Below are 26,809 nucleotides of genomic sequence, written 5' to 3' on the forward strand. Positions count from 1 at the left end.
CTAAAGTACGCACGTTCGACTGCCGATGGGGGCCGCGTCCGCGGCCCCCATCGGCGGGACCTCACGAGGCCAGAGCGTCGCACTCCTGCGCCCGCAGCGCCCGCGCCAGGTCGTCACGGGCCTCCAGGACGAGGCGGCGCAGGGCCGGGGCCGCCGAGGCGTGCTCCGACAGCCAGGCGTCCGTCGCGGCCAGCGTCTCCGGACGGTCCTGGAGCCCCGGGAACAGGCCCCGGACCACGTGGATGCCGATCTGGATCGACCGCTCGTCCCACACCCGCTCGATCGCCGCGAAGTACTTCTCCGCGTACGGCGCGATCAGCTCGCGCTGCGAGGGCTGGACGAAGCCCTCGATGGTCGCCTCGACCAGCGCGTTCGACAGGGCGTCCGACTCGACGACCTGCGCCCAGGCCTGCGCCTTGACCGCCTCCGAGGGCCGCGAGGCGAGCAGACGGGTCTGGTGGCGCTTGCCGGTGGCCGTGTCGTCCCGGGCCAGCTCCGCGTCGATCCGGGCCTCGTCCGCGCGGCCGCGCGAGGCCAGCGGGGAGAGCAGCGCCCAGCGCAGCTCCTGGTCGACGTCGAGGCCGTCGATCTTCGCCGCGCCGTCGAGCAGCCCCTCCAGGAGCTGGAAGTCGGCGTCGGTGGAGGCGGTCGCCGCGAAGAACCGCGCCCAGGTCAGCTGGTGCTCGCTGCCCGGCTCGGCGACCCGCAGCTCGCGCAGCCCGCCCTCGGCGAGCAGCCGCCCGCCCTCCTCGCGCCACGCGGGCGCCGCGTAGAGGGTGACGGCCGACTTCGCCCAGCCGTGCACCATCTGGAGGACGCCGATGTCGGTCTCGCGGCCCGCGAAGGCGAGCGCGACGGAGACGAAGTCCCGGGCCGGCATGAGCCCGTCGCGGGTCAGGTTCCACAGCGCCGACCAGCACAGCGCGCGGGCCAGCGGGTCGGTGATGTCGCCGAGGTGCGCGCGGAGGGTCGCGAGCGAGCCCTCGTCGAAGCGGATCTTGCAGTAGGTCAGGTCGTCGTCGTTGACGAGCACCAGGTCGGGCTTCTCCTCGCCCGTGAGCCCGTCGACGACCGTCCGGATGCCGGTGATGTCGGCCTCGGCCCGCGCGTACCGCACGAGCTCCCCGCCGGAGAGCCGGTAGAGGCCGACGGCGGCGCGGTGCGGACGCAGCTCGTCGCCCTCCTGGAGGACGGCGAGCTCGGTGATCCGGCCCTCCGCGTCGTAGGTGACGGCGGGGGTCAGGCTGTTGACGCCGGAGGTCTGCAGCCAGGACTTCGCCCAGGCCTTCATGTCGCGCCCGGAGGTCTCCTCCAGGATCGCGAGGAGGTCGGCCAGGCGCGTGTTCCCGTAGGCGTGGCGCTTGAAGTAGCGGCGCGCGCCCTCCAGGAACGCGTCCCGCCCGGCGTACGCGACGAGCTGCTTGAGGACCGAGGCACCCTTGGCGTACGTGATGCCGTCGAAGTTGAGCTTGGCGTCCTCCAGGTCACGGATGTCGGCCGTGATCGGGTGCGTGGACGGCAGCTGGTCGGCGCGGTAGGCCCAGGCCTTGCGGTTGTTGGCGAAGGTCACCCAGCTGTTGGTGAAGCGGGTGGCCTCGGCGTTCGCGAAGGAGCCCATGAAGTCCGCGAAGGACTCCTTCAGCCACAGGTCGTCCCACCACACCATGGTGACCAGGTCGCCGAACCACATGTGCGCCATCTCGTGCAGGATGACGTTGGCCCGGCTCTCGTACGCGGCCTGGGTGACCTTGCCCCGGTAGATGTACTCCTCGCGGAAGGTCACCATGCCCGGGTTCTCCATCGCGCCGAGGTTGTACTCGGGGACGAAGGCCTGGTCGTACTTCCCGAAGGGGTACGGGTAGTCGAAGTTGTCGTGGAAGAAGTCGAAGCCCTGCTTGGTGATCAGGAAGACGTCGTCGGCGTCGAAGTGCTTCGCGAGCGACTTGCGGCACATCGCGCCGAGCGGGATCTCCAGGTCGCCGCGCGTGTAGCTGTCGGTGACGTAGTGGTACGGGCCGGCCACGACGCACGTGATGTACGTGGAGATCGGCGCCGTCTCCGCGAACCGCCACACGCCCTCGGCGTCCTGCTCGCCCGCGCCGTTCGACCACACCGTCCAGCCCTCGGGCGCGGTCACCGCGAAGCGGTACGGGGCCTTGAGGTCGGGCTGCTCGAAGTTCGCGTAGACCCGGCGGGCGTCGGCCGGCTCGTACTGCGTGTAGAGGTAGACCTCGCCGTCCTCCGGGTCGACGAAGCGGTGCATGCCCTCGCCGGTCCGGCTGTAGGCGCACTGCGCGTCCACCACGAGCGTGTTCTCGTCGGCGAGCCCGTCGAGCGCGATCCGCGCGCCGTCGAAGACCACCGCCGGGTCGAGCGAGCGGCCGTTGAGCGTGACCGCGTTCACCGAAGGGGCGATCAGGTCGACGAACGTGCTCGTGCCCTCGCCGGTCCGGCGGAACCGGATCGTCGTCCGCGAGCGGAAGGTGCGTACCGCCTCGGCGGACTCGCCGACCGCCGACCGCAGGTCGAGGACGACCTCGTACCCGTCGACGGACAGCAGCGCGGCCCGCTCGTGGGCCTCGTCGCGGGACAGATTCTCACCGGGCACGGTCACTCCTTCGTGGCACGTTCGAAACAGCACCGATCCTCCCACGCGCTGCTGTCACGCGGCACACGGCAATGCCGACGCGCGGGAATGCGGCCGGACCCCGGGAACGTTCCCCCTTTTCGGCGCAACCCCTTCATTCACGGCCTTACCGAGGAGTGACATGTCCGAGAGCAGGACCACCGCCGACTTCTACTTCGACCCGCTGTGCCCGTGGGCCTGGATGACCTCCCGCTGGATGCTGGAGGTGGAGCAGGTGCGCCCGGTCGACGTGCGCTGGAAGGTCATGAGCCTGGCCGTCCTCAACGAGGACAAGATCGACGAGGTCCCGGAGGAGTACCGGGAGATGCTGCGGACCACGGCCTGGGGCCCGGTCCGCGTGGTGACCGCCGCCAAGGAGCTGCACGGCGAGGAGTACGTCGGCAAGCTCTACACCGCGCTCGGCACCCGCTTCCACAACAACGACGAGGCCCCGACGAAGGAGGCGATCGCCGCCGCCCTGAAGGAGGTCGGCCTTCCCGAGGACCTCGTGGAGTACGCCGACAAGGACACGTACGACACGGAGCTGCGCGCCTCCCACGCGGAGGGCATAGAGAAGGTCGGCCAGGACGTCGGCACCCCGGTCATCGCGGTCCCGGGCCCGACGGGCGACGAGGTCGCCTTCTTCGGCCCCGTCGTCACCCCGACCCCGCGCGGCGACGACGCCGCCCGGCTGTGGGACGGCACGCTGCTCGTGGCGTCGACGCCGGGCTTCTACGAGATCAAGCGCACCCGCACGGCGGCTCCCAGCTTCGAGTAGTCGCCTTCGTACGGCAGACGGCCCCCGCGATTCACGTCATCGCGGGGGCCGTCCTCTTTTCCACCTGCCCGGTGAAGGCTGAGAAGACGATCACGAGCAGGAGTCCGGGTTCAGAAGGAGATCAGCGGGACGGAGGCCTTCGCCGACAGGTAGCGCCTGTGCACGTCCTGCCAGTTGACGACCTGCCACATGGCCTCGATGAAGTCGACCTTCTGGTTCTTGTACTGCAGGTAGAAGGCGTGCTCCCAGGCGTCGAAGACCAGGATCGGGACCGAGCCCTGGCCGACGTTGCCCTGGTGGTCGTAGACCTGCTCGACGATGAGCCGGCCGCTGACCGGCTCGTACGCGAGGACGCCCCAGCCGGAGCCCTGGGTGGTCGCGGAGGCCTTGGTCAGCTGGGCCTTGAACCTGGCGAAGGAGCCGAAGGACGCGGTGATCGCGTCCGCGAGCTCACCGACGCCGTCGGCGGCCAGCGGCTCGCCGCCGCCCTCGCCCGCCTTCGGGCTCGCCATGTTGTTCCAGTAGATGGAGTGCAGGATGTGGCCGGAGAGGTGGAACGCGAGGTTCTTCTCCAGGCCGTTGACCGCGCCCCACTGGTCCTTGTCGCGCGCCTCTTCCAGCTGCTCCAGGGTGTCGTTCGCGCCCTTGACGTAAGCGGCGTGGTGCTTGTCGTGGTGCAGCTCGATGATCTCCGGATTGATCACCGGCTCCAGCGCCGCGTAGTCGTACGGCAGCTCGGGAAGTGTGTAGATCGCCATGGGCCGTCCCCTCCGAAAGCTTATTGCAAACAATGTGCAAGTGCAGGCTAACAGTAGGTGCGGAGGAAGTTGATCAGCCCTTCGTCCTAGGTCCCGGACACGGCGAGACCCCCGGACCGAGCGGTGGTCCGGGGGTCTCGCCGTGCGGGGGAGCGGGGAGGCGTCAGGAAGCCCGGCCCGCCCCGGTCTTCTGGCGGACGAGGCCGATCGCGGCCAGCACCAGGGTCATCGCCCCCGTCGCGTACAGCTGCACGCGGGTGCCCTCGTCACGGGCCATCAGGAAGAAGATTCCCGCCATGCCGACCAGCGCCACCCAGGTCAGGTACGGGAAGCCCCACATCCGCACGACCAGCTTCTCGGGCGCCTCGCGCTCCAGGCGGCGGCGCAGCGCCAGCTGCGAGACCGCGATGAAGATCCAGACGACCAGGATCACGCCGCCGATCATGTTGAGCAGCCACGGGAAGATCGTGTCGGGGGACCAGTAGTTCAGACCCACGCAGACGAAGCCGAAGAAGCAGGACGCGAGCACGGCCAGGCGCGGCACGCCGCCGGAGACCTTGCCGAGCGCCTTCGGGCCGAGGCCGCGGTGGACGAGCGAGAAGGCGATGCGCGAGGAGCCGTAGATGTTGGCGTTCATCGCGGACAGCAGGGCGATGAGCACGACCACGTTCATGATCTGGCCGGCGCCCGGGATGCCCAGGTGGTCGAGGGCGGCGACGTACGGGCCCTTCTCGGTGACGGCCTTGTCGTTCCACGGCAGGAGCGTGACGATGACGGCCATCGAGCCGATGTAGAAGAGCGCGATCCGCCACATCGCGGTGCGCACGGCGCTCGCGACACCCTTGACGGGGTTCTCGGACTCGGCGGCGGCGATGGTGACGGTCTCCATGCCGCCGTACGAGAACACCGAGGCCAGCAGGCCGACGATCAGGCCCTCGCTGCCGTTGGGCAGGAAGCCGCCCTGGCCGAGGAGGTTGCCGGTGCCGGGCGAGTCGGTGCCGGGCAGGACGCCCAGGATCGCGAGCACGCCGAGGCCCAGGAAGAGGGTGATGGCGCCGACCTTGAGCGCGGCGAACCAGAACTCGAACTCGCCGAAGTTCTTCACGGCCGCCAGGTTGGTGCCGCAGAACACCAGCATGAACAGCGCGACCCAGGCCCACTCGGGGGTGCCGGGCAGCCAGCCGGTGACGATCTTCGCGGCGCCGATGCCCTCCAGGCCGACGGCGACGCTGAGCAGCACCCAGAACGCCCAGCCGGAGGTGAAGCCGGCCCAGGAGCCGAACGCCCGCTCGGCGTGCGAGGAGAACGAGCCGGAGGAGGGGCGCGCGGCCGACATCTCGCCCAGCATCCGCATCACGAGCATGACGAGCAGGCCCGAGACTGCGTACGCGAGGACGATGCCGGGTCCGGCGGCGGCGATGCCGGCGCCGGAGCCGACGAACAGGCCGGCGCCGATGACGCCGCCGAGGGCGATCATCGACAGATGGCGCTGCTTCAGGCCATGGGTCAGGCCCCCGGTGGGGGTCGTCGCGCCGTCCTTGCGGTCGGCCGGCGCGGGCGCGGTGGTCCGAGACATGGGCGAACTCTGTTCACTAGGTGAGACGGGGAGGGTGGCCCACAGTCTGTGGGCCACCCCCGCTCAGAGGGAACAGCTGTCCGCTATCCGGTCACAGGGTTCACACAAGGTGAAGATTCAGGTGCGCCCGGTGCGCAGCTCCCGCACCCACGCCACCACCAGGACGGCTCCGGTCGCCCCCGCCGACCACAGCACCTGCGGCCGCGCCCCCTCGTCGAACAGCATCAGGACGAGCACCGCTCCCATCGCGGCGAGCGCCACCCACGTCAGCCACGGGAAGCCCCACATCCGCAGGGTCAGCGTTTCGGGCGCCTCCTGCTCGATCCGGCGCCGCAGCCGCAGCTGCGAGACCGCGATCAGTGCCCAGACGAAGAGCAGCACCGCGCCGACCGCGTTGAGCATGTAGAGGAAGACGGAATCCGGCCACTTCAGATTGAGCAGGACGGAGACGAAGCCGAAGGCCACCGAGGCGAGCACCGCCCGGCGCGGCACGCCTCCGCTCTTCGTGCCGTCTCCCGAGACCTTGAGCAGCCCCTTGGGCGCCTCCCCGCGCTCCGCCAGCGAGAACACCATCCGGGAGGACCCGTACAGGTTCGCGTTGAGTGCCGAGAGCAGCGCCACGAACACCACCACGTTCATGATCTGACCCGCCGCCGGCACCCCGATCGCGTCCAGGACCGCCACGTACGGCGACTCGCCCGGCTTCATCGACGTCCACGGCAGCAGCGTCACGATGACCAGCATCGAGCCCACGTAGAAGAGGAGGATCCGCCAGACCGCGCTGCGCACCGCCCGCGCCACGTTCCGCGCGGGGTCGTCGGACTCGGCCGCCGCGATGGTGACGACCTCGAGGCCGCCGAAGGCGAAGATGACCGCCAGGACCCCGGACACCACCCCCGACCAGCCGTTGGGCAGGAACCCGCCCTGCCCGGTCAGGTTCGTGAGCCCCACCGGATCGGTGTCGGGCAGCCAGCCCACGATCGCGAGCAGGCCGAGGATCAGGAAGAGGACGATCGCGCCGACCTTGAGCGTCGCGAACCAGAACTCGAACTCGCCGAAGTTCTTCACCGCCGCCAGGTTGGCCAGGGTGAACACGATCATGAAGACCAGCACCCAGCCCCACTGCGGCACGTCGGGCACCCAGCCGTGCGCGATCTTCGCCGCGCCCGTCGCCTCCACGGCGAGGACCACGACCAGCAGGAACCAGTACAGCCAGCCCACCGAGAACCCCGCCCAGCGGCCGAGCGCGCGCTCCGCGTGCACCGAGAAGGCGCCCGAGGCGGGCATCGCCGCCGACATCTCGCCGAGCATCCGCATGACCAGCGTCGCGAGCGCCCCGGCGAGCAGATACGAGACGACGATGCCGGGTCCGGCGACGGCGATGCCGGCGCCCGAGCCGACGAACAGCCCGGCGCCGATCACGCCGCCGAGCCCCAGCATCGTCAGATGACGCTGCTTCAGGCCGTGGGCGAGGGGCTCCGGTTCGGGAGCGAGCGGCTCCGTCTCGGGAGCGAGCGGCTCCGTCTCGGGGGCGAGGGGGTCGCGCATGTGAGGGCTCGTACTCTCTGCAGGTTTATGGAGACCCCACAGTCTCTCCAGCGAACGTCCCTTGGCGCAAAAAGGATCTCTGGGCACGAGATCCCAGTGACAAGCGTCACGTGGCGCGCGGTGTGATCGGCGGGATTTGTTCGATCTCCACGAAACGCTCGACCGCCGCTTTGTCGGCGGCTGACGGTGATCGGGCGCTCACTCCTGGCATAGCGTCAACCTGTCCTTCCCGCCCTCACCCCCGCGGAGTACCGATGAGCACCGCCACCGCCCCCGTCCGCACCCTCCGGGCGGGCACCGTCCTCGCCGACCTCATCCCGGCGAGCCGCGCCCGCGACATCGCCCTGGTCGTCGGCGGCGCCGCCCTCACCGGCCTCGCCGCGCAGCTCTCGGTCCCGGTCCCCGGCTCCCCGGTCCCGGTCTCCGGCCAGACCTTCGCCGCCCTGCTCGTCGGCACCGCGCTCGGCGCCCGTCGGGGCTTCCTCGCCCTCGCCCTGTACGCCGTCGCGGGCATGGCGGGCACGCCCTGGTTCGCGGAGGGCTCCTCGGGCTACGGCATGCCGTCCTTCGGCTACATCCTCGGCATGCTCCTCGCCTCCACCGTCGTCGGCGCCCTCGCCCGCCGCGGCGCCGACCGCTCCGTGCTCCGCACGGCCGGCGCGATGGTGCTCGGCTCCGCGCTCATCTACGCGGTCGGCGTGCCGTACCTGGCCCTCGCCACCGGCATGACCCTCGGCCAGGCCGTCGCGGCCGGCCTCACCCCGTTCCTCATCGGCGACGCCCTCAAGGCCGCGCTCGCCATGGGCGCCCTGCCGGCCGCCTGGAAGCTCGTCGGCCGCAAGGGCTGAGCCCCGCCCCGTACGCACGCGAGAGGGCCCGCCGTTCCCCGGGGAACGGCGGGCCCTCTCGCGTGCGTGGTCAGCGGCTCTCGGTGAGCTCCGCGGACCGGTCGGCCTTGCCGACGCGCTGGCGGACGACCGCGATCGCCATCACGAGCGCGGCCACGAGCAGGGACAGCACGACCTGCTCTCGGTTGCTGCCGCCGTCGACGACCATGTAGCCGAGGACGGCGACGATCATGGCGATGGTCGCCCAGGTCAGGTACGGGAAGAGCCACATCTTCACGACCAGCTTCTCCGGCGACTCGCGCAGGATGATGCCGCGCATCCGCAGCTGGGTCACGCAGATGACCAGCCAGACGAAGAGGGCGACGGCGCCGGAGGAGTTCAGCAGGAAGGCGAAGACGGTGTCCGGCCACTTGTAGTTGAAGAAGACCGCGACGAAGCCGAAGACGACCGAGCCGAGGATCGCGGCCGTCGGCACGCCCCGCTTGTTGGTCTTCGCGAAGGCCTTGGGCGCGTCACCGCGCTGACCGAGCGAGAAGGCCATGCGGGAGGCCGTGTAGAGGCCCGAGTTCAGGCAGGACAGGACGGCCGTCAGGACGATCACGTTCATGATCTGGCCGGCGTGCGGGATGCCGATGGAGTCGAGGGCGGCGACGTACGAGCCCTTGTCGACGATCGACTTGTCGTTCCAGGGCAGCAGGGTCAGGACGACGAAGATCGAGCCCAGGTAGAAGACGCCGATCCGCCAGATCACGCTGTTGGTGGCCTTGGTGACGGCCTTCTGCGGGTCCTCGGACTCGCCGGCGGCCAGGGTGACGATCTCGCTGCCCATGAAGGAGAACACGACCATCAGGACACCGGTGAGGACCGCGCCCGCGCCCATCGGGAAGAAGCCCCCGGCGTCGGTGAGGTGTGCGAATCCGGCGCCCGGGTTGTCCGAGCCGGGGAGCACGCCGAAGACGGCGAGCAGGCCGATGACGACGAAGGCGCCGATGGCGACGACCTTGATGCCGGCGAACCAGAACTCGAACTCGCCGTACGAGGCGACCGAGCCCAGGTTGGTCGCGGTCAGCACCACCATCACGATGAGCGCCCAGCCCCACTGCGGCACGGCCGGGACCCAGCTCTCCAGGATCTTGGCGCCCGCGGTCGCCTCGACGGCGAGGACGACGACCCAGAAGAACCAGTACAGCCAGCCGATGGTGAAACCGGCCCAGCGGCCGAGCGCCTGGTCGGCGTAGGCCGAGAAGGAACCCGAGGACGGCCGGGCGGCCGCCATCTCGCCGAGCATCCGCATCACGAAGACGACCATGGCGCCGACGAGTGCGTACGAGAGGAGGATCGCGGGACCGGCCGCGGCGATGCCGGAGCCGGAGCCGACGAAGAGACCGGCGCCGATGACGCCGCCGATCGCGATCATCGACAGGTGGCGGTTCTTGAGCCCGGCCTTGAGGCCGTCGGAGGACTGCGAGCCGCCGGTCGTGCCGGTCTCCTGGCCGTCCTTCGTCAGGGTCGGTTGCGTGTTCATCGACGCTTCCTCGTGTGTGGGGGGTGCTCGGGTCGCGAGCCCAAGCATTGAACCCCGTGAACAGGGATGATCGGAAGACCTCATTCCGGATCGTTGTACGGGCGACCTCGCGAAGTCGAAGGTCCGTACCAGGTCGGGTGAAGCTCCCGACCCCGCTGCCTGCTACCCGGGCCCTGACGTGCCACACTCGGCATCATGCGCGTCTATATCGGTTCCGACCACGCCGGCTTTGAACTAAAGAACCACCTCGTCGAGTGGCTCAAGGCCCATGGCCACGAGCCCGTCGACTGCGGCCCCCACATCTACGACGCCCTCGACGACTACCCGCCGTTCTGCCTGCGCGCCGCCGAGAAGACGGCCGCGGACCCGGACGGCCTGGGCATCGTCATCGGCGGCTCCGGCAACGGAGAGCAGATCGCCGCGAACAAGGTGAAGGGGGTGCGCGCCGCCCTCGCCTGGAGCGAGCAGACCGCCGCCCTCGGCCGCGAGCACAACAACGCCAACGTGATCTCCGTCGGCGGCCGGATGCACACCCAGGAAGAGGCGACCAAGTTCGTCGAGATCTTCCTGAACACCCCGTACTCCGGTGACGAGCGCCACACCCGCCGGATCGACATGCTCACCGCGTACGAGACCACCGGCGAGCTCCCCCCGATCCCCGCGCACCACCCGCAGGAGCCGACCGCCTGATGCCCGAAGGGCACACCATCCACCGGCTGGCCGCCGACCACCGCGAGCGGTTCGGCGGCCGACCGGTGCGCGTCTCCAGCCCCCAGGGCAAGTTCGCCGACTCGGCGGCCCTGCTCGACGGCGCGACCCTGGAGACGACGGAAGCCCACGGGAAGCACCTCTTCCTGGGCTTCCCCGGCGACGAATGGATCCACATCCACCTGGGCCTCTTCGGCAAGGTGAACTTCGGCGACGCCCCGGCCCCGCCGCCCACGGACACGGTCCGGCTGCGGCTCGCCAACCCCGAGGGGTACGTGGACCTGCGCGGCCCCACCACGTGCGCGCTGATCACGGACGCCGAGAAGCAGGCGATACACGACCGCCTCGGCCCGGACCCGCTCCGCGAGGCCGACGACCCGGCGAAGGCCTGGCGCCGCGTCTCGAAGTCCCGGACGACGATCGCGGCCCTCCTCATGGACCAGAAGATCATCGCGGGCGTCGGCAACGTCTACCGCGCCGAGGTCCTCTTCCGGCACGGCATCGACCCGTACCGCGCGGGCAAGGACCTCACCGCGGGGGAGTGGACCGCGATCTGGGAGGACCTGGCGGCCCTCATGCGCGAGGGCGTCCGCCTGAACCGCATCGACACGGTCCGCCCCGAACACACCCCCGAGGCCATGGGCCGCCCGCCCCGCGTGGACGACCACGGCGGCGAGGTCTACGTCTACCGCCGCGCGAACATGCCGTGCCACATCTGCGACACCGAGATCCGCACGGCGGAACTGGCGGCCCGCAACCTCTTCTGGTGCCCCGGCTGCCAGACGCGCTGACCCGTCGTGGGCATACGTTCCGCAGGGGCGGAACGGGCGGGCACAACGCCCCGAGGGCGGCGCCCGACCCGTTGCGGCCCAGCCCCTAGAACCCGTGCGGCAGCCAGGGCGCAACGGGCGACCCGAAAGCCACGGAAGCCTCAAGCAGCGCCCCGTCCCGCAGCTCCCGCACCCGCCCCGCCGCGGCCAACGACGCCAACGAGGTCCCGCCCAGGTACGCCGCGCCCAACTCCCGTACGGACAGCGCGAGATCGGCGGCATCGGAGGTCCGGACGCAGGTCGCCCCCTTCGCGTCCCCCGTCAACCGCCACCGCCCCTCGTTCCACGGGCAGAACGCGTCCGCGACCTCGAACACCACGTCCACCGGCGCCTGATACGTCCGCGCCTCAAGGGCCGCGCCCACCTCCACGAGCCGCACGAACAGCCCCTCCCGCAGCGTCGGCTCGCAGCGCCGGACCTCCGACACCAGGTGCTGCCAGGCGTCGTCCACCGGCCGGCTGTGGATCTTCACCTTCACGGTCAGGTCCACCGAGCACAGGAAGCGCCACAGCGCCGCCTCCGCCACCGCGTCGAGGCCGGCCAGCTGGTGCACCGAGACGGAACCGTCAGGACCCGCGAAGGACCAGTCCGGCTTGATCGCGTAGTGCGCGTACCCGACGACCTCACCATCCCGCTCGGCGAGCACGCACATCCGGGGCGAGGCGCCCGCCCGGTCGCCCGGCGGGTCGAGCAGCGCCTGCCGCTCCCAGCCGGGCCGTCGCGCCAGCATCCCGGGCCGGCCGGGAACCAGCTTCGCGTACACCGCCTCGGCCGCCTTGAGGCCCTCCTCCAGGGAGGTCACCCGCAGGGCCACGCCGTCCGTGCCCTCCGGCACGGTCAGCCGCACCCGGCTCCTGTCGATCGTCGCGTGCGCCGCGTACGTCGCCGCGCCGTAGCCGAAGCGGCCGTAGATCTCCGGCTCGGAGGCCGTCAGGAGCGCCAGCGGCTCGCCCCAGCTCCGCACGTCGTCCAGCTGCCGCCGCATCATCGACGTGAGGATCCCGCGCCGCCGGTGCGTTCCGGCCACGCTCACCATCGTCACCCCGGCCGCCGGGACCGACGCCCCGCCCGGCACCGTCAGCCGGAACGTGAACGCCCCCGCCGTACCGACGCACAGGCCGCCGTCCCAGGCGCCGATGAAACGGTCGAACTCGGTCAGGTCGCGGTACAGCTCCCGCTCCTCCGGCGCCTCGGCCACGCCCCCGAACGCGAGTTCGAGGACTCCGTACCAGCGATCCCACTCCAACGGGTCGAGAACCCGCAGTTCAGTCGTCATATGCCATCGATATCAGCGGCGCGCGTCCGGGGCGACCCGATTTCAGGCACATTGTCACCGGGGTACCCCCTGCACGATGTCCGACAGGATGGATAGGGTCCAGGCCAATGGGACAGCGAGCCGGAGTGAACACGTACGCGGCCCGGACACGCAGGCGCGTGCGCCGGGCCCGCGTCGCGCTGCGCAGGTCCGCCGTCGACTACTTCCGCGGCGACGGCGCCGACTGGCTCGCGTTCGCGGGACTCCTCGTGATGATCCCCGCCATCGCGTGCGGGACCCTCCTCGACCCCGTGTGGTGCGCGCCCGCCGCGCTCGTCCTGCCGATCGTGGCCGGCGGGCTGCTGCTGCGCCCCGCCAGCCTGCTCGCCCTGTACGCGGCGGCCGCGGGCGCCCTCATCGTCGAGTCCGTCGTCCTCGGCCCGTACACCCAGGGCCCGGCCAGGGTCACCCCCGGCACGGTCCTGGTCGTCGCCGCCTGCGGACTCTTCGGGCTGCTCATCGCCCAGTTCCGCGCCCGCGTCGGCGTGCCCTGGCGGCGCGGCGGCACCATGCTCTTCGACCTGCGCGAACGCATCCGCGTCCAGAGCGCCCTGCCCCGGCTCCCGCAGGGCTGGCACCGCGAGATGGCGCTGCGCCCGGCCGGCGGCCAGTCCTTCTCGGGCGACTTCGTCGTCGCCGCCCGCACCCACGGCGGGCGCACCCTGGAGGTCGTCCTCACCGACGTCTCCGGCAAGGGCATGGACGCGGCCTCCCGCTCCCTGCTGCTCTCCGGCGCCTTCGGCGGGCTCCTCGGCTCGCTGCCGCCGCACGGCTTCCTGCCCGCGGCCAACGGCTACCTCCTCCGCCAGAACTGGGACGAGGGCTTCGCCACCTCCATCCACCTCGTCCTCGACCTGGAGTCCGGCGACTACGAACTCTTCTCCGCCGGCCACCTGCCCGCCCTCCAGCTCCACGCGGGCAGCGGCCGCTGGGAGGAGAAGGCCGCCGACGGGCCACTCCTCGGGGTCTACGACGGGGCCGAGTTCCACCCGGTCAAGGGCTCCCTGCGGCCCGGCGACGTCCTCATGCTCTTCACCGACGGCCTGGTCGAGGCCGCCGACCGGGACATCGCCGAGGGCATCGACCGCCTCACCGGCGAGGCCGACCGCTGCGTCGCCGAGGGCTTCGAGGGCGTCGCCTGGCACCTGATCGAGGCCGTCGCCAAGGACGTCAACGACGACCGCGCCCTGCTGCTCCTCTCGCGCCCCGCCTGAACCGCCTTCGCATGACGTGATCTTCTGCACGACGATTCGTCACCCGGCAGCCAGGGCAGGGGGGTTGATGGCACGATGGAGACAACGGGGGGTGTTCCGAGACAGGGGCTCCCTGGTGGGCAAGGCGGGACCGACCGAGGGTGTGATCAGTGGTGGCCATTTCACTGTCTGTGGTGTTGCTGTTGGCAATCATCCTGGTGGTGCTGATCCGAGGGGGAAACCTCAAGGGCGGCCCGGCCGTGGTCGCGGTCCTCTTCGGCTTCTTCCTCGCCTCCACCGGCATGGCCGACGACATCCAGCGCTTCCTGGACTCGATAACGCAGACGATAGCCTCCATCAAGTTCTGAACCGGCCACGGTCCCCCACCGATCTCGGCAGGGGCCCGTGGCGGTCGTGCGGCCTTGGAGGAGCCCGCCTCAGAAGAAGGCGACCCCGCTCCATCCCGAGGCCTGCAGGGCCACCGGAGCGCCCAGCGTGCCGTCCTCGGACACCCCGATCTCCCGGTCCGGGTTGAAGCAGAAGCCCTTCGCCTCGGTCCCGGCCGGCAGGCTGCACCACACCGTGCGGGTGACTCCGGCGGGCGCCGTGTGGTCGGTCCGGAAACGGCTCAGGGCCGGTCCGGAAAAGGTTTTCCGGACCGGCCCTGAGCCGTATGGAGCGGGTGACGGGAATCGAACCCGCGTAGCTAGTTTGGAAGACTAGTGCTCTACCATTGAGCTACACCCGCACAGCATCGCGCCGCAGGTCACGAGGACCGCGGCACGAGGAGCATGGTAGCCGGTCGTGGGGTGTTCGCGCACACCCGGAAAACAGGGGGCGCCGCACAGTCCCCGTCCATGTACCCTACGTGTCGCACCGACGGGGTGTGGCGCAGCTTGGTAGCGCGTCCGCTTTGGGAGCGGAAGGCCGTGGGTTCAAATCCCGCCACCCCGACCATGACGATCACGCGCTCACCTCGCGCGTTCTTGATCACGTTGTGGGCGTCATCCCGCTTGCGGTTACTATGCAAGCTGCGTGCCCGTGTGTCTTTCTGACCGGGCCGACCCGCCGGAACCGCCACACGCGGCCCCGACGGATTCCAGGAATCAGCCACAAGGAGACCGAACCGTGAAGAGCGCCGTGGAGACCCTGAACCCGACCCGGGTTCGGCTCACTGTCGAGGTGCCCTTCGAGGAGCTCAAGGACAGCCTCGACGCGGCGTACAAGAAGATCAACCAGCAGGTCACGGTCAAGGGCTTCCGTAAGGGCAAGATCCCGGCTCGCGTGATCGACCAGCGGTTCGGCCGCGGCGCCGTGCTGGAGGAGGCCGTCAACGACGCGCTCCCGAAGTTCTACACCGAGGCCGTCAACGAGGCCGAGGTCAACCCGCTCGGCCAGCCCGAGGTCGACATCACCGAGCTGAAGGACGGCGAGCTGCTGGCCTTCACCGCCGAGGTCGACGTCCGCCCGACGATCGAGATCCCGGACTACTCCGGCATCGAGGTCACCGTCGACGCGGTCGAGGTCACCGACGAGGACGTCGAGAAGTCCGTGGAGCAGCTCCGCGAGCGCTTCGCCTCGACGAAGACCGTCGAGCGCGCCGCCGCCGAGGGCGACGTCGTCACCATCGACCTCGAGGCCAAGGTCGACGGCGAGGTCCTGCCCGACGGTGTCGCCAGCGACGTCTCGTACACCATCGGCTCCGGCGAGCTCCTCGACGGCATCGACGAGGCCGTCAAGGGCCTCGAGGCCGGTGGCGAGGCCACCTTCACCTCGCAGCTGAAGGGCGGCTCCGCCGAGGGCAAGGACGCCGAGGTCACCGTCAAGGTCACCGCCGTCGCCGCCCGTGAGCTCCCCGAGCTCGACGACGAGTTCGCGCAGATGGCGTCCGAGTTCGACACCCTCGACGAGCTCAAGGCCGACAGCCGCAAGCGCCTCGAGAACATGAAGCAGTTCGACCAGGCCACCCAGGCCCAGGAGCGCGTCCTCGACGAGCTCCTCAAGCTGGTCGAGGTCCCGATGCCCGAGAAGCTTCTCGAGGACGAGATCAACACCCGCAAGCACAACCTGGAGCACCACCAGCTCGGCCAGATGGGCCTCGACCTCGCGAAGTACCTGGAGATCCAGGGCAAGACCGAGGAAGAGTTCCTGGCCGAGACCAAGGAGCAGGCCGAGAAGGGCATCAAGACGCAGTTCATCCTCGATGAGCTCGTCAACAAGGAGAAGCTCGACGTCTCCCGCGAGGAGCTCACCGAGCACCTGTTCCGCCGTGCCGCCTCCTCCGGCATGAGCCCCGACCAGTTCGCCCAGGCCGTGGCCCAGCAGGGCCAGGTGCCGATGCTCGTCGGCGAGGTCGCCCGCGGCAAGGCCCTCGCGGTCGTCGTCGAGGCCGCCAAGGTCGTCGACACCAAGGGCGAGGTCGTCGACCTCTCCGACGACGAGGACGAGGTCGAGACCGCCGCCGAGGCCGTCGAGGCCGTCACCGGCGAGGCCGAGGTCTCCGAGGACAAGTAAGGGCACCCGCCCCCGGCGGACCCTGCTCCACGGGCCCGTACGCACTGCTGTGCGTACGGGCCCGTGGACGTAACCGGACCCGCTTACACGCCCCCAACTACCTTGCGCTCCCAGCGAACAGTTCGGGAACCGGGATGGCGTTGTCCGACCTGCGCGTTAGGGTCCATGAATACGAGGGCACTGCCCTCAGAACAAGACGCTGAGACGGCCCGGGGCCGTCGGAGACGAGCAGGTGGATACGTGACGAATCTGAAGCCTTACGCCGCGGGTGAGCCGTCCATCGGTGGCGGCCTCGGCGACCATGTCTACAACCGGCTGCTCGGCGAGCGGATCATCTTCCTCGGCCAGCAGGTCGACGACGAGATCGCCAACAAGATCACCGCCCAGATGCTCCTCCTGGCCGCCGAGCCGGAGAAGGACATCTTCCTCTACATCAACAGCCCCGGCGGCTCGGTGACGGCCGGCATGGCGGTCTACGACACCATGCAGTTCATCCCGAACGACGTCGTCACCATCGGCATGGGCATGGCCGCCTCCATGGGCCAGTTCCTGCTCACCGCCGGCACCCCCGGCAAGCGCTTCGCGCTGCCGAACACCGACATCCTGATGCACCAGGGCTCCGCCGGCATCGGCGGCACCGCCTCCGACATCAAGATCCAGGCCCAGTACCTGCTGCGCACCAAGCAGCGCATGGCCGAGATCACCGCGCACCACTCCGGCCAGACCGTCGAGGCGATCATCCGCGACGGCGACCGCGACCGCTGGTTCACCGCGGACGAGGCCAAGGAGTACGGCCTCATCGACGACATCATCACGCACGCCGCGGGTGTTCCGGGCGGCGGCGGCACGGGCGCCTGAGCGCCGGCAGCCAGCCGAAGAGCCCCCAGCCCCCTCTGAACGCCACCAGGACGGTGAACACCCAGATGCAGAACAACCTCTCCCCGAGCGGCCTCTACACCGGCGCGCCGATGGACAACCGCTACGTCGTGCCGCGCTTCGTCGAGCGCACCTCGCAGGGCGTGCGCGAGTACGACCCGTACGCGAAGCTGTTCGAGGAGCGCGTGATCTTCCTCGGCGTGCAGATCGACGACGCCTCCGCCAACGACGTCATGGCGCAGCTGCTGTGCCTGGAGTCGATGGACCCGGACCGCGACATCTCGATCTACATCAACAGCCCGGGCGGCTCCTTCACCGCCCTCACGGCGATCTACGACACGATGCAGTTCGTGAAGCCGGACATCCAGACGGTCTGCATGGGCCAGGCGGCCTCCGCCGCGGCCGTGCTGCTCGCCGCCGGCACCCCCGGCAAGCGGATGGCCCTGCCGAACGCCCGCGTGCTGATCCACCAGCCCTCCGGCGGCACCGGCCGTGAGCAGCTCTCCGACCTGGAGATCGCGGCCAACGAGATCCTGCGCATGCGCAGCCAGCTGGAGGAGATGCTGGCCAAGCACTCCTCGACGCCGATCGAGAAGATCCGCGACGACATCGAGCGCGACAAGATCCTGACGGCCGAGGACGCCCTGGCGTACGGCCTGATCGACCAGATCGTCTCGACCCGCAAGAGCACGGCCTCCGCCGAGCGCTGACGCCCGACCTTCCCTCGCCGTGGTTGGCGTGGCCGAATTGCGACCATGCCAACCACGCCAAGGGGGGCCCGAACGGGGGGCCCGGCAAGGTACCGTCGAATATGAGGCACCAGGAGTCGCTGAACCAAGCGCTCCCAGGCGAAGGGGAAGCACCTCGTGGCACGCATCGGTGATGGCGGCGATCTGCTCAAGTGCTCGTTCTGCGGAAAGAGCCAGAAGCAGGTGAAGAAGCTCATCGCGGGACCCGGTGTGTACATCTGCGACGAGTGCATCGACCTCTGCAACGAGATCATCGAGGAAGAACTCGCGGAGACGAGCGAGGTGCGGTGGGAGGAACTCCCCAAGCCCCGCGAGATCTACGAGTTCCTCGAGGGGTACGTCGTCGGCCAGGAGCCGGCGAAGAAGGCCCTCTCGGTCGCGGTGTACAACCACTACAAGCGCGTCCAGGCCGGCGAGAACGGCGGCGCGCAGGGCCGTGACGACGCCATCGAGCTGGCGAAGTCCAACATTCTGCTGCTCGGTCCCACGGGCTCGGGCAAGACGCTGCTCGCGCAGACCCTGGCCCGCATGCTCAACGTCCCGTTCGCCATCGCCGACGCGACGGCGCTGACGGAGGCCGGCTATGTCGGCGAGGACGTCGAGAACATCCTGCTCAAGCTGATCCAGGCGGCCGACTACGACGTCAAGAAGGCCGAGACCGGGATCATCTACATCGACGAGATCGACAAGGTCGCCCGTAAGAGCGAAAACCCGTCGATCACGCGTGACGTCTCCGGTGAGGGCGTGCAGCAGGCCCTCCTGAAGATCCTGGAGGGCACGACGGCCTCCGTCCCGCCGCAGGGCGGCCGGAAGCACCCGCACCAGGAGTTCATCCAGATCGACACGACGAACGTGCTCTTCATCGTGGGCGGCGCCTTCGCCGGCCTGGAGAAGATCATCGAGTCGCGGGCGGGCGCCAAGGGCATCGGCTTCGGGGCGACCATCCGCTCCAAGCGCGAGATCGAGGCGAGCGACCAGTTCCAGGAGGTCATGCCGGAGGACCTGGTGAAGTTCGGGATGATCCCCGAGTTCATCGGCCGTCTCCCCGTCCTCACCTCCGTCCACAACCTGGACCGCGAGGCGCTCCTCCAGATCCTGGTCGAGCCGCGCAACGCGCTGGTGAAGCAGTACCAGCGCCTCTTCGAACTCGACGGCGTGGAGCTGGACTTCGACCGCCCGGCCCTGGAGGCCATCGCCGACCAGGCGATCCTCCGCGGCACCGGCGCGCGCGGCCTGCGCGCCATCATGGAGGAGGTCCTCCAGTCGGTCATGTACGAGGTCCCGTCCCGCAAGGACGTGGCCCGCGTGGTCATCACGGCCGACGTCGTCCGCAACAACGTCAACCCGACGCTGGTCCCGCGGATCGTGAAGAACGACGGCAGGCACGAGAAGTCGGCCTGAGCCGTACGGACATGAAAGGGGCGCCCCGCCCGGTCGGCGGGGCGCCCCTTCTTCGTGCGAGGGCCGAGGATCAGGCCTTGACGCGGACTTCCTTGCGGAGCTTGGCGGTGATGGAGGCGGCGTCCTCCGCCGAACCGGGCTTGCCGGCGAGCAGCGAGGCCGTGTCGATCGGGACGACCATGCCCACGGTGCTGTGGTCGGCCCACACGCACATGGTCATGGTCATCGCCGGGGCGCCCTTGGCGGCGTCGGCCTTGGTCTGGATCTGCTGGCACTTCAGGACCGCGCCGTCGAGCTCGGACGGCGTGTACTCCTGCGGGCTGCCGACCAGTTCCGGGGTGTCGGGCTTGCCCTTGTCCTTCTCGGCCTCGGCCTTCGTGGTTGCCCAGATGGCGTCGACGACCGCCTCGGGATCGTCGATCTCGCCGTACAGGCCGTTGAACTGGATCACCTTGTTCGCCAGGGGGTTGGCCTTGTTCTCCACCTGGTAGGAGGCCTTCACCTCCTTGGCGTTCTTGACGCCGTTCTTCTCGGCGTCCTTCAGGGAGTCCTTGTCGGAGGAGTTCCCGCTGTCAGGCGCCTTCTTGTACTCGCCCAGCACCGTCTCCGGCGTGATCAGCTTGTGCGGGCCGTCGTCCGCGACCGCGCCGCCGCCCCCGCCCAGCACGAAGTACGCGCCCACGCCCAGCGCCGCGACCACCGCGACCGCTGCGATGACCCAGCCCGCCTTGGACTTCTTCGGGGCCGGCGGGTGCGGCATGTAGCCGCCGGGCTGCTGCGGGGCGCCGTACTGGGGCTGCTGGCCGTAGGGGCCGGGCTGCTGCGGGTAGCCGTAGGGGGGCTGCTGCGGCGGGACGCCCTGCGGGGCCTGCTGGGGGTATCCGTAACCCGGCTGCGGAGCCTGCGGCTGGCCGTACGGGCCCGGCTGCGGCGGCTGCTGGCCGTACGGGCCCGGCTGGCCGTAAGGACCGGGCTGCTGGCCGCCGTACGGGCCCGGCTGGTTGTAGCTCATCGACAGGTTCCCCTCACAGGATGTTTATGCCTGGCGAACATCCTGTCGGAACCACGGAGCCGCAGGTGCGGCGGGGGCCACACCGTTACCGAACCAAAGCGTTTCAGGACACGACCGGGACACCCCTAAACTGGCCCCGTGACCGAGAACACTCAGCAGCAGACAGCGCCCACCACCGAACTGCCGACCACCTACGCGCCGGCCGAGGTAGAGGGGCCGCTGTACCAGCGCTGGGTAGAGCGCGGGTACTTCGAGGCGGACGCGAAGAGCGAGAAGCCGCCGTACACGATCGTCATCCCGCCGCCGAACGTCACGGGCGCCCTCCACCTGGGCCACGCCTTCCAGGTCACGCTCATGGACGCGCTGACCCGCCGCAAGCGCATGCAGGGCTTCGAGACGCTCTGGCTGCCGGGCATGGACCACGCCGGCATCGCGACCCAGAACAAGGTCGAGCAGCAGCTCGCCGAGGAGGGCAAGTCCCGCCACGACCTGGGCCGTGACCAGTTCGTCGAGCGCGTCTGGCAGTGGAAGGACGAGTACGGCGGCCGGATCCTCGGCCAGCTGCGCCGCCTCGGTGCCGGCCTCGACTGGTCGCGCGAGCGCTTCACCATGGACGAGGGCCTCTCCAAGGCCGTCCAGAAGATCTTCAAGGACCTCTACGAGGACGGTCTGATCTACCGCGCCGAGCGCATCATCAACTGGTGCCCGCGCTGTCTGACCGCCATCTCCGACATCGAGGTCGAGTACCAGGACGACGCCGGCGAGCTCGTCTCCATCCGGTACGGCGAGGGCGAGGACTCCCTGGTCGTCGCCACGACCCGCGCCGAGACGATGCTCGGTGACACGGCCGTCGCCGTCCACCCCGACGACGAGCGCTACAAGCACCTGGTCGGCAAGCAGATCAAGCTGCCGCTGACGGACCGTACGATCCCGGTCGTCGCCGACACCCACGTCGACCCCGAGTTCGGCACCGGCGCCGTCAAGGTGACCCCGGCGCACGACCCGAACGACTTCGAGATCGGCCGCCGCCACGACCTGCCCTCGCTCACCGTGATGGACGAGCACGGCGTCATCACCGTCCACGGCCCCTTCCTCGGCCTGGACCGCTTCGAGGCCCGCTCGGCGATCGTCGGCGCGCTCAACGAGCAGGGCCGGATCGTCGCCGAGAAGCGCCCGTACATGCACTCGGTGGGTCACTGCTCGCGCTGCAAGACGACCGTCGAGCCGCGCCTGTCGATGCAGTGGTGGGTCAAGGTCGGCCCGCTGGCGCAGGCCGCCGGCGACGCCGTCCGCGACGGCTCCGTCGAGATCCACCCGAAGGAGCTCTCCAAGCGCTACTTCGACTGGGTCGACAACATGCACGACTGGTGCATCTCGCGCCAGCTGTGGTGGGGGCACCGCATCCCGATCTGGTACGGCCCCGAGGGCCAGGTCGTCTGCGTCGGACCCGACGACGAGATCCCGACGGGCGAGGGCTGGACCCAGGACCCCGACGTCCTGGACACCTGGTTCTCCTCCGGCCTGTGGCCGTTCTCCACGCTCGGCTGGCCGGAGCAGACCCCGGACCTGGCGAAGTTCTACTCGACCGACGTCCTGCTCACCGGTCACGACATCATCTTCTTCTGGGTCGCCCGGATGATGATGTTCGGCCTGTACGCGATGGACGGCGAAGTCCCGTTCAAGACCGTCGCCCTGACCGGTCTCGTCCGTGACGAGTTCGGCAAGAAGATGTCGAAGTCCAACCCGAACGCGGTCGACCCGCTGGACTGGATGGACGCGTACGGCTCCGACGCCGTCCGCTTCACCCTGGCCAAGGGCGCCAACCCCGGCGCCGACGTCCCGATCGGCGAGGACTGGGTCCAGGCGTCCCGGAACTTCGCCAACAAGATCTGGAACGCGACCCGGTTCGCGATGATGAACGGCGCCAACATCGACGGCCCGCTGCCGGACGCCTCCGAGATGTCGGCGACCGACCGCTGGATCCTGTCCCGGCTCAACGAGACGGTCGCCCAGGTCGACGCGTACTACGAGGACTTCCAGTTCGCCAAGCTGAGCGAGTCGCTCTACCACTTCGCGTGGGACGAGGTCTTCGCCTGGTACGTCGAGCTGTCGAAGACCACGTTCTTCGCGGGCGGCGAGGGCGCCAAGGTCTCCGGCCGCGTCCTCGGCGAGGTCCTGGACGTCATGCTGCGCCTGCTGCACCCGATCGTCCCCTTCGTCACCGACACCCTGTGGACCACCCTCACGGGCGGCGAGTCCCTCGTGATCGCCGACTGGCCGAAGGACTCGGGCTTCCGCGACGAGGCCGCCGAGAAGGAGATCGAGCTCGTCCAGCGGGTCGTCACCGAGGTCCGCCGCTTCCGCAAGGAGCAGGGCCTCCAGGACGCCCAGAAGGTGCCCGCCCGCCTCACGCTCGACGGCACCCCGCTCGTCGCGCACGAGGCGGCCATCCGCCAGATCCTGCGCCTCCAGCCGGAGGGCGAGGGCTTCTCCGCCACCGCCTCCCTGCCGGTCGCCGGTGCCACCGTCGCGCTCGACCTGTCGGGCACGATCGACGTCGCCGCCGAGCGCAAGCGCCTCGCGAAGGACCTCGCGGCGGCCGAGAAGGAGAAGGCCCAGGCCGAGGCCAAGCTCGGCAACGAGGCCTTCCTGGCCAAGGCCCCCGACAACGTCGTGGACAAGATCAAGGGCCGCCTCGCCAAGGCGGACGAGGACATCGCCCGCATCCAGGCCCAGCTGGCGGCCCTGCCGCAGGCCTAGTACGCGAGGGAAGGGCCCGGGACCGTTTCCGACGGTTCCGGGCCCTTTCCCTATGCGTACCGTCAATTCGGGCAAAGTGCCCTAAGTCACATCAGACGGGACTTCGGGTCCGCGGCGCCGGGACGAAAGACCCTGGATGATGGAGGGCATGCCCCGCCTCCCCGCCGTCCCCGCGCTCCGCCGTTGCGTGGACCGGTGGGCGGTCTCGCCCCGTGCCCTCGACGTCGTCGCCGCGCTCTTCGCCTTCGGCCTGATGGTCCTGGACGTGCCGGGGCTCGCCCGCGCCGACAACTCCCTCACCGGCGTCACCGCGACCCTCGTCCTCGCCGGCGGGGCGGCCACGCTGGTGCTCCGGCGGCGGCTGCCCTGGGTCCCGTACGTCGTCGCGCTCGGCCTGATGGGCTGGCTGCACGAACTCACCATGATCCAGTTCGCGCTGTACTCGATCGGCCGCTACCGGGGACGACGCTCCGCGATCGCCGCGACCCTGCTGTACGTCGCCGTGGCGTACGGCTACTTCCTGACGCCCGGATGGCCCGCCGAGCACGGCGAGACCGTCAGCGACTTCCTCAGCCTGGTCGTCCCGATCGGCGTCCTCGCGGCCGGCGTCGGCATCGCCGCCTACCGCACGGACCTCGTCCGCGCCCTGGAGGCCCAGCGCCGCGAGGCCGCCGCCCGGCAGGCCGTTCAGGAGGAGCGGATCTCCGTCGGCCGGGACGTCCACGACCTGGTCGGCCGCGAGCTCACCGTCCTCGCGGTGCGGGCCGAGGTCCTCGCCGTACGGGCCAGGGGAGAGGCCCACCAGAAGGACTTCGAGGAGCTCGCGGACACCGCGCGGCGCGCCCACCTCATGCTCAACGAGACGATCGTGCGCCGCGCCGACCGGGACGCCGCGACGCCCGGCCTCGAAGGGCTCCCCGAACTCGCCTCGGAGAGCGAGCGCATGGGCAGCCCCGTCGAGCTGACGGTCGCGGAGGAGGCCAAGGCGCTGTCCCCGCTCCGGCAGGCCGCCGTCCACCGCGTAGTCCAGGAGTGCCTGACGAACGCCGCCAAGCACGCGCCGGGGCTTCCGGTGACCGTCGCGATCACGGTCGAGGGGCCCGACCTGCGGATCGAGGTGCGCAACCCTCTCCCGAAGAGCCCGCCGGACCCTTCGCCCGTCTCGACCGGCACCGGCCTGTTCTCCATGGAGGAGCGGGTCACCAGCATGGGCGGCACGCTGAAGGCCCGCCGGGAGGACGGCGCGTACGCCGTGACGGCACTGCTCCCGACGGGCCTGGACCGGTAGACCCCCTCGGGCCGAAAGTCCCGAATGGGGTGGGTCCGATGTCCTGTCGGTGCCGCTCCGTAGACTGGCCCCGTGAGCGAGCCGAGCGACCCGAATGACCAGTTCGACGACATCGTCGACGAAGAGACGAACCGCGACCCCGACCTGGCGGTGATCGAGGCCGGCAGCCGCACCCTGCGCACGCAGGGCGGACCGCCGCAGGGCGACCCCGTGCCCGGCCGCCCCGAGGACCCCGAGGTGGAGAAGGCGCTGCGGGAGGTCGAGACCGAGCTGTCCACCCGCTGGGGCGAGACCAAGCTGGAGCCCTCCGTCACCCGGATCGCGGCCCTGATGGACGTCCTCGGCGAGCCGCAGCGCGCGTACCCCTCGATCCACATCACCGGCACCAACGGCAAGACGTCGACGGCCCGCATGATCGAGGCCCTGCTCGGCGCCTTCGAGCTGCGCACCGGGCGCTACACCTCGCCGCACGTGCAGACCATCACCGAGCGGATCAGCCTGGACGGCGCCCCGATCTCCGCCGAGCGGTTCGTCGAGACGTACCAGGACGTCAAGCCGTACGTGGAGCTGGTCGACGCCCGAGAGGAGTACCGGCTCTCCTTCTTCGAGGTCATCACCGGCATGGCGTACGCCGCGTTCGCGGACGCCCCGGTCGACGTGGCCGTCGTCGAGGTCGGCATGGGCGGCACCTGGGACGCGACGAACGTCATCGACGCCTCCGTCGCCGTCGTCACCCCCATCGACCTCGACCACACCGACCGGCTCGGCTCGACGACCGCCGAGATCGCGGCCGAGAAGTCCGGGATCATCAAGCAGGGCTCGACGGTCATCCTGGCCCAGCAGCCGGTCGACGCGGCCCAGGTGCTGCTGAAGAAGGCCGTCGAGGCGGACGCGACCGTGGCCCGCGAGGGCATGGAGTTCGGCGTCGTCTCCCGCGAGGTCGCGGTCGGCGGCCAGCTCCTCACCCTGCGCGGCCTCGGCGGCGAGTACGACAACGTCTACCTGCCGCTGCACGGCGCCTACCAGGCGCACAACGCCGCGGTGGCGCTCGCGGCGGTCGAGGCCTTCTTCGGGATCGGCGCCGAGCACGCCCGGACCCTGGACATCGACACCGTCCGCCGGGCCTTCGCCCAGGTGGCCTCGCCGGGCCGTCTGGAGATCGTCCGCTCCTCGCCGACCGTCATCCTGGACGCCGCGCACAACCCGCACGGCGCGCGGGCGACGGCGGAGGGCGTCAGCGAGGCCTTCGGCTTCTCCCGGCTCATCGGCGTGGTCTCCACGAGCGGCGACAAGGACGCGAAGGGTCTCCTGGAGGCCTTCGAGCCGATCTTCGCGGAGGTCGTGATCACCGCGAACTCCAACCCGCGGGCCACCGACGTGGACGCGCTCGCCGCGACCGCGGTCGAGGTCTTCGGCGAGGACCGGGTCGTCGTCGAGCCGCGGCTGCCCGACGCGATCGAGGCGGCCATCACCCTCGCGGAGGAAGAGGGCGAGTACGGCGGCGCGGGTGTCCTCGTGACCGGTTCGATCTTCACGGTCGGCGACGCCCGGCTGCTGCTGCGAAGGGGCTGAACCCGATGCGTGTGCTCTGTTCCTCGACGCTGATCGGCGAGTTCTTCGTGATCGGCTTCGCCGGTCTCGTCGCCATGAAGGACGACGGCCTCGCGACGTCCACCGTCTGGTGGGTCTGCGGAGTGGCCATGGTCCTCTCCGTGCTGCTGTGCGGGATGATCACCCGGCCCGGCGGGGTGCAGCTGGGCTGGGCCCTGCAGATCGGGCTGATCCTCAGCGGCTTCTTCGTCCCCACGATGTTCTTCCTCGGCGCGGTCTTCGCCGGCCTGTGGTGGGCCTCGGTGCACTACGGGCGGCGGATCGACGAGGTGAAGGCGAGCTGGGCCGCGGCACAGGCCTCGGCAGGGCCTGACGCTGCGTAATCGTGGGCCGTCCGGGCCCTGTAGCCTCGGAGGTCCCGCACACCGCTTTTCCGAAGGAGTTCCCCCGTGAGCCAGCGATCGCTCGTCCTGCTCAAGCCCGACGCCGTCCGCCGTGGCCTGATCGGCGAGATCATCGGCCGCATCGAGCGCAAGGCCGGCTGGGCCATCACGGCCCTGGAGCTGCGCACGCTGGACCAGGACACGCTGGAGCAGCACTACGGCGAGCACAAGGGCAAGCCCTTCTACGAGCCGCTGATGGGGTTCATGCAGTCCGGCCCGGTCGTCGCGCTCGTCGTCGAGGGCGAGCGGGTCATCGAGGGCCTGCGCACGCTGGCCGGCCCGACCGACCCGATCGCGGCCGCGCCGGGCTCGATCCGCGGCGACTTCGGCACCATCGTCCGGGAGAACCTGATCCACGCCTCGGACTCGGAGGAGTCGGCGACCCGCGAGCTGAAGATCTTCTTCCCGGGCCTCGTCTGATCTGACCAGGGGTCAGCCGAACGAAGCACCCTGTGGGGCGACCGAAGGAATTCGGTCGCCCCCAGGCATATGAACGCCAATCCCGGGAAC

The 26,809-nt window shown here is 70.1% G+C and carries 23 protein-coding genes and 2 tRNA genes; 16 read left to right on the forward strand and 9 right to left on the reverse strand.

Annotated features, from left to right (window positions below; all coding sequences use genetic code 11):
* Positions 1-61: 61 nt before the first annotated feature.
* Complete coding sequence (gene pepN, locus GGE06_RS01755) at positions 62-2,608, reverse strand: aminopeptidase N (RefSeq protein WP_184929867.1); 2,547 nt, start codon at positions 2,606-2,608, stop codon at positions 62-64.
* Positions 2,609-2,768: 160 nt separating this feature from the next.
* On the opposite strand from pepN, the gene GGE06_RS01760 reads away from it, so the two are divergent.
* On the forward strand, positions 2,769-3,404 hold the full coding sequence (locus GGE06_RS01760; protein ID WP_116160995.1) for a mycothiol-dependent nitroreductase Rv2466c family protein: 636 nt from the start codon (positions 2,769-2,771) through the stop codon (positions 3,402-3,404).
* Positions 3,405-3,514: 110 nt separating this feature from the next.
* On the opposite strand, the gene GGE06_RS01765 is transcribed toward GGE06_RS01760, so the two are convergent.
* From GGE06_RS01765 to GGE06_RS01775, 3 genes are all read right to left on the reverse strand, one after another.
* Positions 3,515-4,162, reverse strand: coding sequence for a superoxide dismutase (locus GGE06_RS01765; RefSeq protein ID WP_116160996.1), 648 nt, complete (start codon positions 4,160-4,162; stop codon positions 3,515-3,517).
* 163 nt (positions 4,163-4,325) lie between these two features.
* Positions 4,326-5,738, reverse strand: coding sequence for an amino acid permease (locus GGE06_RS01770; RefSeq protein WP_184929868.1), 1,413 nt, complete (start codon positions 5,736-5,738; stop codon positions 4,326-4,328).
* 117 nt (positions 5,739-5,855) lie between these two features.
* Entirely contained in the window at positions 5,856-7,286 is a 1,431-nt protein-coding gene (locus tag GGE06_RS01775; protein WP_116160998.1) for an amino acid permease, read from the reverse strand.
* 254 nt (positions 7,287-7,540) lie between these two features.
* On the opposite strand from GGE06_RS01775, the gene GGE06_RS01780 reads away from it, so the two are divergent.
* Entirely contained in the window at positions 7,541-8,134 is a 594-nt protein-coding gene (locus GGE06_RS01780) for a biotin transporter BioY (protein ID WP_184929869.1), read from the forward strand.
* A 70-nt stretch (positions 8,135-8,204) separates the two neighbouring features.
* Here GGE06_RS01780 and GGE06_RS01785 read toward each other — a convergent pair whose 3' ends face one another.
* Positions 8,205-9,659 carry an amino acid permease gene (locus GGE06_RS01785; RefSeq protein ID WP_184929870.1) on the reverse strand — a complete coding sequence of 485 codons (1,455 nt, stop codon included), beginning with the start codon at positions 9,657-9,659 and terminating at the stop codon, positions 8,205-8,207.
* 195 nt (positions 9,660-9,854) lie between these two features.
* Between GGE06_RS01785 and GGE06_RS01790 the strand changes: the two genes are divergently transcribed.
* Together GGE06_RS01790 and GGE06_RS01795 are read left to right on the forward strand one after the other, a co-directional pair.
* Positions 9,855-10,349, forward strand: coding sequence for a ribose-5-phosphate isomerase (locus GGE06_RS01790; RefSeq protein ID WP_116161001.1), 495 nt, complete (start codon positions 9,855-9,857; stop codon positions 10,347-10,349).
* Positions 10,349-11,158 carry an Fpg/Nei family DNA glycosylase gene (locus GGE06_RS01795; RefSeq protein WP_184929871.1) on the forward strand — a complete coding sequence of 270 codons (810 nt, stop codon included), beginning with the start codon at positions 10,349-10,351 and terminating at the stop codon, positions 11,156-11,158. Before GGE06_RS01790 ends, GGE06_RS01795 begins: the two co-directional genes overlap by 1 nt.
* Before the next feature lie 85 nt (positions 11,159-11,243).
* On the opposite strand, the gene GGE06_RS01800 is transcribed toward GGE06_RS01795, so the two are convergent.
* Positions 11,244-12,473 carry a GNAT family N-acetyltransferase gene (locus GGE06_RS01800; protein WP_184929872.1) on the reverse strand — a complete coding sequence of 410 codons (1,230 nt, stop codon included), beginning with the start codon at positions 12,471-12,473 and terminating at the stop codon, positions 11,244-11,246.
* A 107-nt stretch (positions 12,474-12,580) separates the two neighbouring features.
* On the opposite strand from GGE06_RS01800, the gene GGE06_RS01805 reads away from it, so the two are divergent.
* Both GGE06_RS01805 and GGE06_RS01810 read left to right on the forward strand, forming a co-directional pair.
* Positions 12,581-13,726 (forward strand): PP2C family protein-serine/threonine phosphatase, encoded by a 1,146-nt coding sequence (locus tag GGE06_RS01805; protein WP_116161004.1) that lies wholly within the window; start codon positions 12,581-12,583, stop codon positions 13,724-13,726.
* Between the two features lie 152 nt (positions 13,727-13,878).
* Positions 13,879-14,073, forward strand: a complete 195-nt coding sequence (locus GGE06_RS01810; protein ID WP_116165539.1) for a hypothetical protein — start codon at positions 13,879-13,881, stop codon at positions 14,071-14,073.
* Between the two features lie 69 nt (positions 14,074-14,142).
* On the opposite strand, the gene GGE06_RS01815 is transcribed toward GGE06_RS01810, so the two are convergent.
* Together GGE06_RS01815 and GGE06_RS01820 are read right to left on the reverse strand one after the other, a co-directional pair.
* The gene (locus GGE06_RS01815) at positions 14,143-14,286 is read right to left on the reverse strand and encodes a hypothetical protein (protein WP_181924632.1); all 144 of its coding nucleotides are present in this window, start codon (positions 14,284-14,286) and stop codon (positions 14,143-14,145) included.
* A gap of 93 nt (positions 14,287-14,379) precedes the next feature.
* Positions 14,380-14,453 (reverse strand) — tRNA-Gly (locus GGE06_RS01820).
* Positions 14,454-14,585: 132 nt separating this feature from the next.
* Here GGE06_RS01820 and GGE06_RS01825 point away from each other — a divergent pair.
* The 5 genes from GGE06_RS01825 to clpX all read left to right on the forward strand — a co-directional run bounded on the left by GGE06_RS01825 (position 14,586) and on the right by clpX (position 19,245).
* Positions 14,586-14,662, forward strand: a tRNA-Pro gene (locus tag GGE06_RS01825).
* A gap of 171 nt (positions 14,663-14,833) precedes the next feature.
* Entirely contained in the window at positions 14,834-16,219 is a 1,386-nt protein-coding gene (gene tig / locus GGE06_RS01830; protein ID WP_116161005.1) for a trigger factor, read from the forward strand.
* Positions 16,220-16,459: 240 nt separating this feature from the next.
* Positions 16,460-17,077 (forward strand): ATP-dependent Clp protease proteolytic subunit, encoded by a 618-nt coding sequence (locus GGE06_RS01835; protein ID WP_116161006.1) that lies wholly within the window; start codon positions 16,460-16,462, stop codon positions 17,075-17,077.
* Positions 17,078-17,142: 65 nt separating this feature from the next.
* Positions 17,143-17,805 carry an ATP-dependent Clp protease proteolytic subunit gene (locus tag GGE06_RS01840; RefSeq protein WP_030684990.1) on the forward strand — a complete coding sequence of 221 codons (663 nt, stop codon included), beginning with the start codon at positions 17,143-17,145 and terminating at the stop codon, positions 17,803-17,805.
* Positions 17,806-17,961: 156 nt separating this feature from the next.
* Positions 17,962-19,245: an ATP-dependent Clp protease ATP-binding subunit ClpX gene (gene clpX, locus GGE06_RS01845; protein ID WP_015033605.1), complete on the forward strand. Its 1,284-nt coding sequence runs from the start codon at positions 17,962-17,964 to the stop codon at positions 19,243-19,245.
* A gap of 70 nt (positions 19,246-19,315) precedes the next feature.
* Here clpX and GGE06_RS01850 read toward each other — a convergent pair whose 3' ends face one another.
* Positions 19,316-20,257: a hypothetical protein gene (locus tag GGE06_RS01850; protein WP_184929873.1), complete on the reverse strand. Its 942-nt coding sequence runs from the start codon at positions 20,255-20,257 to the stop codon at positions 19,316-19,318.
* 138 nt (positions 20,258-20,395) lie between these two features.
* On the opposite strand from GGE06_RS01850, the gene GGE06_RS01855 reads away from it, so the two are divergent.
* The 5 genes from GGE06_RS01855 (at position 20,396) to ndk (ending at position 26,719) form a co-directional block, all read left to right on the forward strand.
* On the forward strand, positions 20,396-23,017 hold the full coding sequence (locus GGE06_RS01855; protein WP_184929874.1) for a valine--tRNA ligase: 2,622 nt from the start codon (positions 20,396-20,398) through the stop codon (positions 23,015-23,017).
* 148 nt (positions 23,018-23,165) lie between these two features.
* Complete coding sequence (locus GGE06_RS01860; RefSeq protein ID WP_116165540.1) at positions 23,166-24,305, forward strand: sensor histidine kinase; 1,140 nt, start codon at positions 23,166-23,168, stop codon at positions 24,303-24,305.
* A gap of 72 nt (positions 24,306-24,377) precedes the next feature.
* A complete protein-coding gene (folC, locus tag GGE06_RS01865; protein ID WP_116161010.1) occupies positions 24,378-25,877 on the forward strand; it encodes a bifunctional tetrahydrofolate synthase/dihydrofolate synthase in 1,500 nt (499 codons plus the stop codon).
* 5 nt (positions 25,878-25,882) lie between these two features.
* The gene (locus GGE06_RS01870) at positions 25,883-26,239 is read left to right on the forward strand and encodes a DUF4233 domain-containing protein (protein ID WP_116161011.1); all 357 of its coding nucleotides are present in this window, start codon (positions 25,883-25,885) and stop codon (positions 26,237-26,239) included.
* Positions 26,240-26,305: 66 nt separating this feature from the next.
* Positions 26,306-26,719, forward strand: a complete 414-nt coding sequence (ndk, locus tag GGE06_RS01875) for a nucleoside-diphosphate kinase (protein WP_184929875.1) — start codon at positions 26,306-26,308, stop codon at positions 26,717-26,719.
* Positions 26,720-26,809: the final 90 nt, after the last annotated feature.

Source organism: Streptomyces nymphaeiformis (assembly GCF_014203895.1).
Classification (GTDB): Bacteria; Actinomycetota; Actinomycetes; order Streptomycetales; family Streptomycetaceae; genus Streptomyces; species Streptomyces nymphaeiformis.